Below are 13,347 nucleotides of genomic sequence, written 5' to 3'. Positions count from 1 at the left end.
TGTTTCCGGCGGATTACGGATTCGCCCGGCCGCGCGGGCGTCAGTAAACGTCGCGGTGGTAGCGCTTGTCGGCGCTTAACGCCTGGACATACGCCCGCGCCGCGTCCGGCCCAAGTTTGCCGTGCTGCGCGGCGATCTCGCACAAGGCCTGGTCGACGTCCTTGGCCATCGGGTCGGCGTTGCCGCACACGTACAGCTGCGCCCCGTCTTCCAACCAGCGCCACAACTGGGCTCCGCGCTCGCGCATCAGGTGCTGCACATAGACCTTGTGGCTCTGGTCCCGGGAGAAGGCCAGGTCCAGTTCGGTGAGGAAGCCGTCGGCCCGCATCTGCTCGATCTCGTCGCGGTAGTAGTAGTCGGTCGCGGCGTGCCGCTCGCCGAAAAACAGCCAGTTGGGTCCGGTGTGGCCGAGCGCCCGTCGTTCCTGCAGGAAGCCGCGAAACGGGGCGATACCGGTACCCGGACCGACCATGATCATCGGCGTGTGCGGGTCGCTCGGCGGCCGGAAATTGCTGGATGGCTGCACATACACGGCGACGGGTTCGCCGGGGGACCGGTCGGCAAGGTAGGTCGAACACACCCCCCGGCGTGGGACGCCCTGAAAGTTGTAACGCACCGGCGACACCGTCAGGTGAACTTCGCCCGGGTACTGTTTGGGGCTCGACGAGATCGAATACAGCCGCGGCTGAAGGCGTTTGAGAACCCGCAGCCACTCGTGCGCGGCGGCGGAGACCGGATGCTGTGCCAGCAGGTCGATAGCCTGGCGACCCCATACCCAATTGCTCAGGGCGGCTTTGTTTTCCGGCTTGAGCATCTCCGCGAGTTGCCGGTCGCCGGTGCGCTCTTGCACGAACCGCACCAGGTCCCGGCTGATATGAGTAATCTCGATCCGCTCGGTGAGCGCCGAGCGTAACGACATCAGACCATGTCCGCCGACCTCGACCGGGGTCTGCCCGTCCAGCCTGGTGATCGATAGCCATTCGTCGACCGACTGGTCGCTGTTGCGCGGCCACACGCCCAGCGCGTCACCGGCCTCGTAGCTCACGATCTCTTCGGGCAGGCTGAACACCAACTGCCGCACGTCTTTTGCCGACCGTGGTTGGCTGAGCACGGTGTTGCGGACCAGGTTGGTGACCAGTGGGTCTTTCTTCGTGTACTTGGTTGGGGCGGGGCTGCTCGACGGGCGCGCCGGCGCCGCAACGGGAGCGGCGGTGGGGGCCAGTGTGTCGATAAGGTTGGCGACCCAGCTCGCTGCGGCGTCCTCGTAGTCGGGCTCGCAGTCGACCCGGTCGGTAATGCGGATCGCTCCCAGCTCGGCCAGGCGCTCGTCGAGCCTGCGCCCGTGCCCGCAGAAGTCGTCGTAATTGGAATCGCCGAGTGCAAGCACCGCGTAGCGGGTGCCGGGGAGCCGCGGGTGATTTTCGGCCGACAGCGCCCGCCAGAGCGCGGCACCGTTGTCCGGCGGTTCGCCGTCCCCGGTGGTGCTGGTAATCAGCAGCAGCTCAGATGTTTTCATCAGGTCGGCGGGAGCAAAGTCGTCCATGCTGCGCAACGCGACCTGCAGCCCGGCCGCGCCGAGCCGGGCGGTCACATCGGCGGCGAGTTCTTCGGCGTTGCCGGTTTGCGAGGCCCACAGCAGCGCGATCGGCGCCCGCTGGGGCGCTGCGTCGTCATGGTGCGACGCGGTCGCCGCGACCGATTCGAGGTGGGGAGCGCGGGCGAATAGCCCCGCGAGCAGACCGTCCACCCACAGCCGCGTGGTGGCATCGAACGGGGCGCTGGCCGGCAAGGTGGGCACGCCGGTGGTGTGCACGCCGCCCGCCGAGCGCAGCCCCGCGACCAGGCCGGTAAGGTAGGACCGCCCCTGCGGGTCGAACTGCGGCGCGGGTTCGCTTGCCACCCCGAGCAATTCGGCGAGAACGTCGATTCGGGAGACCCAGCCGTCGGTCGGCCGCGGATCGGCCTGCGGCTCCGGTGTGTCGATGTCGACCTTTGCGCTGACCTTCGTCAGGCTGATCGCGCACGCCTTGTACTCCGGTTGGCGCGAGATCGGGTCGACGGCATCACTGGTGACGGCGTTGATCGAAAGGTATTCGCCGAAGACGTCATTCCAGTGGAACGGCGCAAAGCAGTTGCCCCGACGCACCCGGTCGGTGATCACGGCGGGCAGCACGGCGCGGCCGCGGCGGGACGCGATTTCCACCCGGTCGCCGTCGCAAATTTCCAGCCGCACGGCATCTTCGGGATGGATTTCGACGAATGGCCCGGGGTTGAGCTTGTTCAGCTTGGCGATTTTCCCGGTCTTGGTCATCGTGTGCCACTGGTGCGCCAAGCGTCCGGTGTTGAGCAGGAACGGGTATGCGGTGTCGGGCATCTCCTTCGGCAGCATGTGCGGGCGGGCGAAGAACATCGCACGGCCGGTCGCGGTGGGGAACGCCAACCGGGGCACGCTGCCGTCGTCGCGGATCAGTTGCGTCTGGCTGACACCGTCGTTGTGGTAGCGGATCGGGTTGCGGTCGGAGCTCTCCGCAGCTGGGCACGGCCATTGCACCGGAGTCTTGCGCAGCCGGTCGTAGCTGATCCCGCGGAGGTCGTAGCCGGTCTTGGGATTCCAGAAGCGCTTGATTTCGTCGAATACTTCTTCGGCCGACCGATAGCTGAACGACTCCGAATACCCCATCGCGCAGGCGATCCGGGCGATGATCTGCCAGTCCGGCAGCGCTTCCCCGACCGGGTCGATGGCTTTCTGGAACAGGGTCAGGTTGCGCTCGGAGTTGACCATCACCCCGTCGGATTCGGTCCACAGTGTGGCCGGCAGTACCGCGTCGGCGTACTCGTTGGTTTCGTTGTGCACGAACGCATCCTGAGTGATCACCAATTCGGCCTTCTCCAGGCCGGCGAGCACGGTCTTCCGATTGGCCACGGTGGCAACGGGATTGGTGCAGATGATCCAGCACGCCTTGATCTCTCCTTCGGCCATGCGAGAGAACATGTCGATCACACCGTCGCTGACATCGGTGCGCAACGAGCCGCGGGGAATGCCCCACTGTTCTTCGACGAATTCACGGTCTTCGGCCGAGGTCACCGTCCGCTGGCCGGGCAGACCCGGCCCCATGTAACCCATTTCGCGTCCGCCCATCGCGTTGGGCTGCCCGGTGAGCGAGAACGGCCCGCTGCCGGGCTTGCAAATCGCGCCGGTGGCCAGGTGCAGGTTGCAGATCGCGTTGGTGTTCCAGGTGCCGTGGGTGCTTTGGTTGAGCCCCATCGTCCAGATGCTCACCCAGTTGGCGGCTTCGCCGATCCAGCGCGCCGCGGTGCGGATGTCTTCGGCTGGCAGGCCGGTGATTTCGCTGACCGCGTCGGGTGCGAATTGCTGCAGGAAACTCGGCATCTCCTCCCAGCCCTCGGTGAATTCCGAGATGAACTCGTCGTCGGTGTGTCCGCTTTCGACGATCAGGTGCAGCAGCCCATTGAGCAACGCCAGATCGGTACCGGGGGCGATCGGTAAGAACAGGTCGGCCTTGTCCGCGGTCGCGGTGCGGCGCGGGTCGACGACGATCAACTTGGCGCCCGCCTTGACCCGCTCCATCATCCGCAGGAACAAGATGGGATGGCAGTCAGCCATATTGGCGCCGATGACGAAGAAGACGTCGGCCGAATCGAAGTCGTCGTACGACCCGGGCGGCCCGTCGGCGCCGAAAGACAGCTTGTAACCCGAACTGGCGCCGGCCATGCACAGTCGCGAGTTCGACTCGATCTGGTTGGTGCCGATGAAGCCCTTGGTCAACTTGTTGGCCAGATACTGCGCTTCGAGCGACATCTGCCCGGACACGTACATGGCGAACGCGTCCGGTCCGTGCTCGTCGATGATGGCGCGCAACCGCTTGGCGCATTGGGTGATCGCGGTGTCCATCGCAATGGATTCCAGCGGTTCGCCGCGCTCGGGCCGCAGGTACGCCGACTCCGCCCTACCGGGCGCCGGAAAGAGATCGGCGGTGGTTGCGCCCTTGGTGCACAGCCGACCGAAATTGGCCGGATGATCTTTCTTGCCAATCGATTTGGCGATGTGACGGCGGCCGCTTTCGGGATCTGTTGTGATCTGCAACACCATGCCGCACCCCACGCCGCAATAGGCGCAGAGGGTGTTCACGGTGTCCCCGGTGGGTGGCGCAGCCACGCGTACGTCCCTTTCTCAAGCGTCTTAAGCGCGCAAAAGACTCGGCGCAATCGTGCGACAAGGATGTTTCAGGACCGGATATCCGGTGCTTCCGCCGTTTTACGGCTTTCTCACAACGCCCGGGGCGTAGCGGTGAAGTGGCGACAAAAGCACCGTTGGCCCAGGTCATCGCGGGTCGACTTTGACCTCCCGAAGTAGCACCGAGGTTACCCCCGACGACGCGAACGATGCCCGCTGCAACGGGGCTTTTGACGAAACAGGGGGGACATTCACAGTCTTCGCTAAGCTCACCGTGTGCGTCGTCAGCTAGTCACGATCCTGCTGATCGTGGCGGCCCTACTGGTCGGGGCATGCGGGTCAAAGCCACCCCACTCGTCGCCACCCTCCGACACCTGCAAAGCGTCCGACGGGCCGACGAACGATACGGTGCGGCAGGCGATCGCCTCGGTTCCCGTCCTGGTGCCCGGTTCGATCTGGGTCGAAATCGCGCGGGGGCACACCAAGAAGTGCCGCCTGAATTGGGTGCAGATCATCCCCAGCATCGCCGACGAGTCCACCCCTCAGCAGCTGTTGTTCTTCGACCACAACATCCCGCTGGGCTCACCCACCCCTAACCCGAAGCCCTACATCGCGGTGCTGCCGCCCAGCGATGACACCGTCACGGTTCAGTACCGGTGGCGGGTCGGCAGCGATCAGGCGTGCTGCCCGTCCGGCTCCGGGACCGTGAAGTTCGAGATCGGGCCCGACGGCAAGCTACAGGCGCTCGGCAAGATTCCGCACCAGTAGCGCGCAGGCTCAGTCCGGCAGGTTCTCCGGGTGCAGCATCTCGGCGTAGCGCAGCGGCTCGGGGATGCCGAAGCCGTCGACCAACGTCTTGGCGTACGGACGCAACTTGCGGCACCGATCGTTGATGCCGCGGGTGACCGCCTTGGCGCGCTCGGTGGACAGGTAGGTGTGTTCGATGTACCAGGCCTTGTCTTCCTCGATCACCGAAAGCGCGTACAGGTCGCACACCAGCTCCAGCAGCTCGCGGGCTTTGGCGTCCGGGCAGGACTCGATCCCGGCGACGAAGGCCTCCAACACCACCCGGTCGATGTGCGCTGTCGCCGCGTGCAGCACGTGATCCTGCACCGCATTGAACGCGTCAAACGCCGACATCTCTTTGGACTTGCCCTGTAACCGGCGCGCGACCGACGACAGTAGATAGTTCTCGCGCTCCTCGAACATGTTGACCTGAGTGCCGCGGTTGAACAGGCTGCCCTCTTCCTCGCTGTCCTGCCGGGCATCGACGATCCGCTGCATAATCGCTTCGGCCGCAGTACGTTTCATCACCCGCTCGCCAACGGTGTTGGCGGCGAAGCGAACCCACTCGACCGGGCTCATGCTTTTGATGTCGTCGGCGTAGGCGGTCAGCAGCTCCTTGGCGACCAACTGGGTCAGCACATGGTTGTCGCCCTCGAAGGTGGTGAACACGTCGGTGTCGCCCCGCAGCGCGATCAGCCGGTTTTCGGCCATGTACCCCGCGCCACCGCACGCCTCCCGGGCCTCCTGGATGGCCCTGCTGGCGTGCCAGGTGTTGGCCGCCTTCAACCCGGCGGCACGGGCTTCCAACTCGCGCTGCTCGTCGGCGTCGGCGACATCCGACGTTTGCAGATCGTGGCACCTGGACACCAGCTCGTTCTGCGCGAACTGCAGCGCGTAAGACCGTGCGATCAAAGGAAACAGCCGACGCTGGTGCACCAGGTAGTCCATGATCAACACCTCGCCACCATCGTCGGGTGCGCTGAATTGCTTGCGCTGCAACGCATATCGGGTGGCGATGTCCAGTGCGACCTGGGTGGCCGCGCCGGCGCTGCCGCCCACGGTAACCCGGCCGCGAATCAGCGTGCCGATCATGGTGAAGAACCGGCGATTGGGGTTGTCGATCGGCGAGCTGTAGGTGCCGTCCGGTGCGACGTCGCCGTACTTGTTCAGCAGGTTCTCCCGCGGGACGCGGACATGGTCGAACATGAGGCGCCCGTTGTCGACGCCCGGCAGGCCGCCCTTGTAGTGACAGTCCGACGTCGTCACACCGGGCAGATCGTTGCCGTCGTCGTCGCGGATCGGGACCAGCACGCAGTGCACGCCATGATTGACCGGCGCGCCGTCTTCGGTGGTGATCAACTGCGCGAAAACGGCTGCGATGGTTGCGGTCTCGGCCGCTCCGCCGATGTAGTCCTTGCGCGACGTCGGGGTGGGGGAGTTGATGACGAACTCCTGGGTCTCGGCGTCGTAGGTCGCGGTGGTCTCCAGCGACTGAACGTCGCTGCCGTGTCCCGTCTCGGTCATCCCGAAACAGCCACGCAGCTCGAGGTCGATGATTTTCTGTACGTAGTCGAAGTGGCGTTCGGTGCCGAGGTTCTCCACGGCGCCGCCGAACAGGCCCCATTGCACGCCGGCTTTCACCATCAGGGACAGATCCGACATCGCCAGCATCTGGATCATCGTGATCGCCGCGCCGACGTTCCCGGTGCCGCCGTGCTCCTTGCGGAATCCCTCGTCGGCGATGCCCGCCGCGGTGAGCAGCTTCATCTGCTCGAATACCTTGGCGCGCGCGATCGCCGTGTTTGGGGTGTAGTGCGGGCGGAATGCCTCGTCCTCTAGCCGGGCGCGGGTTTGGTTCTTTACGTCGCGCCAACGCCCGTCCAACGTGTCGCGCAGGTGTTCGGCAATGTTTGTCATGTTTGGCGCCATCATCCGACCGTAACGCGCCGCTCGTGGGGCGGGAAAGACCCAGCGCGTCGGCCTGCCCTCCCGTTTCGGACCGGGCGCGCGCACACTAGAGGACGATGCCGCAGAAAGTCGCTGCCTTGATGATCGTGCTGCTGATGGGCACGGTCGTCGGCAGAGTTCTGCTGCTGCGCCGAACCGGCACTCGCGCAATGCATTTCGGGAAGATCGACAAAACCGACTTCCTGCTACCGCCGGTGGCGCTGTTCTACTTCTATTCGTTGTTCGCCAGCGCGTTCGGCTGGCCCCTGGCCATCACCGACAGGTTTTTCCGGTCCACCGCCGCGGCTTGGGTCGGCGTGGGGCTTTGTGTGGGCGGGGTCCTGATTCTGGCGGTGAGCCTGGCGTCGTTCGGCAGCAGCTTCCGGGTCGGCATTGACACCGATCAGCCGGGTCGGCTGGTGACGACGGGCATCTTCGCGGTGAGCCGCAACCCGATCTATGTCGGCTTCTTCCTGTTCCTGTACGGCCAGTTCCTGGCGTTCCCCAGCTGGACCACCGTCGTCGCGCTGGCGTTCGCGGCCGTCCTGTTTCATCGGCAGGTGTTACGCGAGGAGGCGTTCATGCGGCAGCGTTACGGCCAGGAATACGCCGAGTACTGCGGCCGCGTCAGGCGTTATATGTAGCCCGTGACCGCAGGCGGAACAGGACGAAACCGGCCGCCAGCGCGCCAAACGCGCACAGCATCACCATGTCGAACACCCACCAGCCCGAATAGTGCGTCCACACCAGCGCGTTGGTGGCCAGCGTGTCGACGCGGTGCAGATCGACGGTGGACCCCGAGGCCGCGAAACCCCACTGCGCCGGGACGAACCAGGAAATCTGGTCGAAGCCCCACGTGCCCACCAGAGGCACCAGCCCGCCGTCGAACAGCAGCGATGCCAGGACAACCGGCACGACCAGGGGCAGCACCTCGCGCAGCGAGTTGCCCAACGACGACAGCGCCAGCCCGACGATCGCCGAAACGACGGCCGTCGCGGCGACCGCCAGGTAGAGCTCGACGTCGGGGTTGTGCAGCAGGACCGCACGGTGTGCGGGTCCGCCCTTGACGCCGATCACCATCGCGGTCAGGATCCCCGCCTGGACGGCGGCGACCGCACCGAACACGACGAGTTTGGCGGATACGTACGCCCACGTCGTCAGCCCGACCGCCTGCTCGCGAAGGAAGATGCGACGCTGTCCGACCAGGTCGCCAATGGTCAGCGAGGTGCCCAGCAGCACAGCGGCGATGTTGAGCGCCGCCAGGATCTCGACGGCTTCATGCGGGCTGGCGCTGTTCGCGGCGGCCCGGTCCAGGCCGGAATGGCCGGGAATCAGCAGCGTCAGCCCGGCCAGCGCGAACGGCAGCAGCACCAGGAAGAGGAAGTAGCCGGGGTTGGCCCACAGCAGGCGGAGCTGGCGAGCGGCCACCACCCGGATCTGCTGCTGCATGGAGAGCCCCGCCGGCGGCGGCGCGGGTTCCGCCACCTTGGGGGGGTCCGCCGGCGGTCCGGCGCTCACCCGCGCGATGATCTGCGGCCAGTCGCCGGCGCCCGCCGCGGACTCGATCTGTGCGGGTGGGCCCGCGAAGGCCAGCTTGCCCACCGGGGTGAGCAGCAGCACCTGGTCACACATGGCCAGCTGCGTCAGCGAGGGCTGCGACGTCAGAGCGACCACGACGACGCACCCGAGGTCGGCCTGGCGGCGCAGCATCGCCAGCACCTGCTGCTCCTGCGTCGCATCCAGTCCGGCGCTGGGGTCCTCGACCACGAGCAGCGTTGGCCTGGTGATCAATTCGACCGCCATCGACGCCAACCGGCGCATCTCGGGCGCCAACTTGCCGATCCGGGTTCCGCGCAGCTCCGTCAGCCCGAGCTCGTCGAGAACCTGGTCGACCACCCGGTTGCGGTGCTCGGCGGGCGTGTCCGGCGGCAGCCGCAGCCGGGCCGCGTATCCCAACGCGCGTTCCACCGTGAGGTTCGGGTGGGCACGGTCGTCGTGCGACACGATCCCGATGCGGGTGCGCATCAGCTCGGGTTCGGCGTGCACATCGTGCTCGTCGACGGTGACGGTGCCGGAGACGGGCCGGCGGGTCCCGGCGAGCAGGCCGAGCAACTCGGAATTGCGCACCGGCGACGGCCCGATGACCGCGGTCAACGTGCCCGGGCGCGCGATGAACGACACGTCGGTGAGCAGCTGTTGTCCGTCGGCGGTCAGCCCGAGCGCATACGCGGTCACCCCGGCGGTGCGCGCGCCCGGCTTCAACGGCAACCGGCTCGTCGTGTTCGCTTCCGCGGGCGGTGGATGAACCGCGGGCAGCTTCGTGGTGCTCATCTGCTCGATCAAGCGTGAGCTTTCGGGCCGTTCCCGCGCGGGTGCGGGGATCGGCGTCGTCGGCGGTGCCGGGGGAGGTGGGGGCGGTAAAGGCTGCGTCGGCAGCCGCATCCGCTGAGTGGTCCGCTGGGTCGGGGCGTGTTTGTCCGGCGCAGGCGGCGCGACGGCGGGACCCACGCCGAGGATCAACCGCGGACCCCGCCGCGGATCGCCGACCGTGATTGCCTGGCCGTCACGGATGTCGATCATCGACACGCGGGCGCCGTCAACGAAGATGCCGTCGGGGCTCTGGTCGATCGCCACCCAATGAGTGCCGGTGAACCGCAGCGCCAGAACCGGGCGGGCCAAGGATGCCGGGGCGCCCGGGGAATCCAGCGGGATGTCGCACTGGCTGCCGAACCCCACGATGATGTCGCGGTTGCCGGGCCGGAAGTCATACCGCGTCGGCCCGACCCACACGGTCAGCGGCGAGGCGGGGACGGCGCCCGACATCTCCTCGGTCCGCATGACTACGTGTCTACCCGCTGCATCTGTTCACTGCACCAGGGGTGTGCGCTGATCAGGGCGTATTACGGCCAAACGCGGCCGAGGCATTGTCGAGGAGTCGGCGCAACACCTCCACCGCATCCCCCAAGACTTGGCGATCCGCCGCATCGAGCCGCGCGAGTTGCGGCTCGATCGCCGCGGCGCGGTCGATGCGCACGGCGTTCAAGGTGCGCATCCCGGCGGGCGTGATCCGGATTCGGACGGCCCGGGCATCGGCTGGGTCGACGGTCCGGGTAACCAGGCCGGCCTCCTCGAGCCGCCGCACCTGTGTGGTCATGGTCGGTTGCGAACAGTGATCGACGGCGGCCAAATCACCGATTCGCGCATCGCCCTGGGCTTCGATGGTGGCCAACAGCCGAGCCTGCGCCGACGGCAACGGCATCTGAATGCGCTGGGTGGCGAGCCGGTTGAGCCGCGCGACCACCGCGAGCAGATCCGCTCCCAAGCCCTGGCCGGGCTCGACGGGCGCGGTGTCGCCGACGCCGGCCTTCTTGCTGGCGGGCTGGGCGGTGGCCGACGGATTCATCCATCCATCGTTGCATAGCTTTGCTAAGCGAGGCCAATACACCTTTAGTTAGAAAACCGATGTCACACGGTGTGCTGCAGCGACTTAGTGCCGCGGCCTGGCAGAATCGATGAGGTGGCCGTCCCCTCCGCTCTTCGAGCGCATCGTCGGAGTGGGCCGCTGCAACCGGTCGAGTTGGCACAGGCCGCGGTGCTGGCGGCGCTGTGCGCGGCGACCGCGATCATTTCCGTCGTCGTCCCGTTCGCGGCGGGTCTGGCGCTGCTGGGCACCGTGCCGATGGGATTGCTGGCCTTCCGGTATCGCCTGCGCGTGCTGATCGCCGCGACCGTTGCTGCCGGGATGATTGCCTTTCTGATCGCCGGCCTCGGCGGCCTGATGGCGGTCGGCAACAGCGCCTACATCGGCGGGCTCACCGGAGTCGTCAAACGCACCCGGCGCGGCATGCCGACGGTGATCGTCACGGCGCTGGTCGCCGGCGTCCTTTCCGGCGTCGGCAATGTCGTCGCGTTGGCCGTGCTCACCCGGCTGCGGTACCTGATTTTCAAGGCGGTCACCGCGAACGTGGACGGGATCGCGTCGGCCCTGACCTGGATGCACCTGCAGGGGGCCGCCGCCCTGCTGAAGCGCTACTTCGCGATGGGGCTGCAGTACTGGCCGTCGGTCGTGCTGGCGTCGTCCGTCGTGCAGGTTCTGGTCGTGTCGTTGATCGGTTGGTGGGCGTTGTCGCGGGTGCTGGAGCGGATGCGCGGCATCCCCGACGTGCACAAGCTGGACGCACCTGACCCCAGCCTGCACGGCGCCCCGGTCGGACCCGTTCCGGTGCGGCTGGACAAGGTGCGCTTCCGATACCCGCGCGCCGACCAAGACGCCCTGCGCGAGGTGAGCCTGGACCTGCACGTCGGCGAGCACGTCGCGGTCACCGGGTCCAACGGCTCCGGCAAGACGACGCTGATGCTGATCCTGGCCGGCCGGGAACCCACGTCGGGCACCGTGGCACGCCCCGGCGCGGTGGGCCTGGGCAAACCGGGCGGCACCGCGGTCGTGCTGCAACACCCCGAAAGCCAGGTGCTGGGCACCCGGGTCGCCGACGACGTGGTGTGGGGGTTGCCGCCGGGCACCAACGTCGACGTGGGGCGGCTGCTGGGCGAGGTCGGCCTCGAGGATCTCGCCGAACGCGACACCGGAAGCCTGTCCGGCGGCGAGCTGCAGCGCCTGGCGCTGGCCGCCGCGCTGGCCCGCGAGCCGGCGCTGCTCATCGCCGACGAGGTCACCACCATGGTCGACCAGCAGGGCCGCGGCGCCCTGCTGGGCGTGCTGTCCGGGCTGACGAAGCGGCACCGGACCGCGCTGGTGCACATCACGCACTACAACAACGAGGCCGCGTCCGCCGACCGCACCATCAACCTCAGCGACTCGCCCGACAACACCGACATGGTCGAGGCCGTACAGCCGCCCGCGCCGACCGTGTTCACGGGGCGCCGCGGGCAGGCGCCGGCGCTTGAACTCATCGGCGTCGGGCACGAATACGGCCGCGGAACCCCGTGGGCCAAGACCGCGCTGCGCGACGTCAGCGTCGTGGTGGAGCAGGGCGACGGGGTACTGATCCACGGCGGTAACGGCTCGGGCAAGTCGACGCTGGCGTGGATCATGGCGGGGCTGACGGTGCCCACCCGCGGCGACTGCCTGGTCGATGGCCGGCCCACCTACGAGCGGGTCGGCGCGGTGGCGTTGTCGTTCCAGGCCGCCCGGCTGCAATTGATGCGCAGCCGGGTCGATTCGGAAGTTGCTTCCGCGGCGGGCTTTTCGCCTCGCGACGAAGACCGGGTGGCGGCGGCGCTGGCCGTCGTCGGGCTCGATCCCGCGCTGGCCAAGCGGCGCATCGACCAACTCAGCGGCGGCCAGATGCGCCGGGTGGTGCTGGCCGGGCTGCTCGCGTGTTCGCCCCGCGCGCTGATCCTCGACGAACCGCTGGCCGGGTTGGACGCCGCCAGCCAGCGCGGCCTGCTGCGGCTGCTCGAGGACCTGCGCCGCGAACGCGGCCTGACCGTGGTGGTGATTTCGCACGACTTCGCCGGGCTGGAGGACCTCTGCCCGCGAACCCTGCAGCTGCGCGACGGCGTGCTGGAATCCGTTTCACCCGCGGTGGAGGGGGTGCCGTGAGCAACACCTCGTTCACCGATCAACGTCGGGCCCGACGGACCGCGCGCCCGGTGGTGCTGCTGATCCCGGTACCCGGAACCTCGACCATCCACGATTTGTGGGCCGGCACCAAACTGCTAGTCGTCTTTGGTGTTTCGGTGCTGCTGACGTTCTATCCGGGTTGGGTGACCATCGGCCTGGTGGCGGCGCTGGTGCTGGCGGCGGCCCGCATCGCGCGCATCCCGCGCGGGGCGCTGCCGTCGATGCCGCGGTGGCTCTGGTTCGTCCTCGCCCTCGGCGGCGGCACCGCGGCGCTGGCCGGTGGCAGCCCGGTGCTGTCGATCTTCGGCCTGCACATCGCGCTGGGCGGAACGCTGCACTTTCTGCGGATCACCGCGCTGACGATCGTGCTCCTCGGGTTGGGCGCCATGGTGTCCTGGACCACCAACGTCGCCGAAATCGGGCCTGCGCTGGCAACTTTGGGCCGCCCGCTGCGGCTCCTGCGGATCCCCGTCGACGAATGGGCGGTGGCGCTGGCGCTCGCGCTGCGTGCCTTCCCGATGTTGATCGACGAGTTCCAGGTCCTCTACGCGGCGCGGCGGCTGCGGCCCAAACGCATCCCACGCAGCCGCAAGGCCCGTCGCCGCCGGCACGCCCTGGAGCTGATCGACCTGCTCGCCGCCGCGCTGACCGTGACGCTGCGGCGCGCCGACGAAATGGGCGACGCCATCACCGCCCGCGGCGGCACCGGTCAACTGTCCGCCAATCCGGCGCGACCGAAAATGGCGGACTGGGTGGCGCTGGGGGTCACCCTCGCGGCCAGCGGCGCGGCCATCGCAATCGAGACCATGTTTCACGGCTTGTCGTTGATGTAGGG

The 13,347-nt window shown here is 67.6% G+C and carries 8 protein-coding genes; 4 read left to right on the top strand and 4 right to left on the bottom strand.

What is annotated here, in order from left to right:
* Positions 1–40 precede the first annotated feature (40 nt).
* Positions 41–4,111, bottom strand: coding sequence for a molybdopterin-dependent oxidoreductase (locus tag G6N66_RS17215; protein ID WP_085231314.1), 4,071 nt, complete (start codon positions 4,109–4,111; stop codon positions 41–43).
* 387 nt (positions 4,112–4,498) lie between these two features.
* On the opposite strand from G6N66_RS17215, the gene G6N66_RS17210 reads away from it, so the two are divergent.
* Positions 4,499–4,963: an LppP/LprE family lipoprotein gene (locus G6N66_RS17210; RefSeq protein ID WP_085231335.1), complete on the top strand. Its 465-nt coding sequence runs from the start codon at positions 4,499–4,501 to the stop codon at positions 4,961–4,963.
* Positions 4,964–4,972: 9 nt separating this feature from the next.
* On the opposite strand, the gene G6N66_RS17205 is transcribed toward G6N66_RS17210, so the two are convergent.
* Complete coding sequence (locus G6N66_RS17205) at positions 4,973–6,910, bottom strand: acyl-CoA dehydrogenase family protein (protein ID WP_085231315.1); 1,938 nt, start codon at positions 6,908–6,910, stop codon at positions 4,973–4,975.
* A 95-nt stretch (positions 6,911–7,005) separates the two neighbouring features.
* On the opposite strand from G6N66_RS17205, the gene G6N66_RS17200 reads away from it, so the two are divergent.
* A complete protein-coding gene (locus tag G6N66_RS17200) occupies positions 7,006–7,572 on the top strand; it encodes a methyltransferase family protein (RefSeq protein WP_085231316.1) in 567 nt (188 codons plus the stop codon).
* Here G6N66_RS17200 and G6N66_RS17195 read toward each other — a convergent pair.
* Together G6N66_RS17195 and G6N66_RS17190 are read right to left on the bottom strand one after the other, a co-directional pair.
* Positions 7,556–9,766: an ATP-binding cassette domain-containing protein gene (locus G6N66_RS17195; protein WP_085231317.1), complete on the bottom strand. Its 2,211-nt coding sequence runs from the start codon at positions 9,764–9,766 to the stop codon at positions 7,556–7,558. The two genes, G6N66_RS17200 and G6N66_RS17195, sit on opposite strands and share 17 nt — an antisense overlap.
* Positions 9,767–9,818: 52 nt before the next feature.
* Positions 9,819–10,331 carry a MarR family winged helix-turn-helix transcriptional regulator gene (locus G6N66_RS17190; RefSeq protein WP_085231318.1) on the bottom strand — a complete coding sequence of 171 codons (513 nt, stop codon included), beginning with the start codon at positions 10,329–10,331 and terminating at the stop codon, positions 9,819–9,821.
* A 114-nt stretch (positions 10,332–10,445) separates the two neighbouring features.
* On the opposite strand from G6N66_RS17190, the gene G6N66_RS17185 reads away from it, so the two are divergent.
* Positions 10,446–12,491 carry an ATP-binding cassette domain-containing protein gene (locus G6N66_RS17185; protein WP_232079342.1) on the top strand — a complete coding sequence of 682 codons (2,046 nt, stop codon included), beginning with the start codon at positions 10,446–10,448 and terminating at the stop codon, positions 12,489–12,491.
* Positions 12,488–13,345 carry an energy-coupling factor transporter transmembrane component T family protein gene (locus G6N66_RS29040; protein WP_139825041.1) on the top strand — a complete coding sequence of 286 codons (858 nt, stop codon included), beginning with the start codon at positions 12,488–12,490 and terminating at the stop codon, positions 13,343–13,345. Before G6N66_RS17185 ends, G6N66_RS29040 begins: the two co-directional genes overlap by 4 nt.
* The last annotated feature ends 2 nt before the right edge of the window (positions 13,346–13,347 follow it).

Origin of the sequence: Mycobacterium conspicuum, from assembly GCF_010730195.1 — a bacterium.
GTDB lineage: Bacteria > Actinomycetota > Actinomycetes > Mycobacteriales > Mycobacteriaceae > Mycobacterium > Mycobacterium conspicuum.
The sequence above is the reverse complement of the archived record's forward strand: the minus strand, read 5'-3'. Positions and strand labels throughout refer to the sequence as shown.

Bases quoted from the DNA above. Each gene is read 5' to 3' on its own strand.
- G6N66_RS17215 (WP_085231314.1), bottom strand. From the start codon at position 4,111: ATGGTGTTGCAGATCACAACAGATCCCGAAAGCGGCCGCCGTCACATC.
- G6N66_RS17205 (WP_085231315.1), bottom strand. From the start codon at position 6,910: ATGGCGCCAAACATGACAAACATTGCCGAACACCTGCGCGACACGTTG.
- G6N66_RS17200 (WP_085231316.1), top strand. From the start codon at position 7,006: ATGCCGCAGAAAGTCGCTGCCTTGATGATCGTGCTGCTGATGGGCACG.
- G6N66_RS17195 (WP_085231317.1), bottom strand. From the start codon at position 9,766: ATGCGGACCGAGGAGATGTCGGGCGCCGTCCCCGCCTCGCCGCTGACC.
- G6N66_RS17190 (WP_085231318.1), bottom strand. From the start codon at position 10,331: ATGAATCCGTCGGCCACCGCCCAGCCCGCCAGCAAGAAGGCCGGCGTC.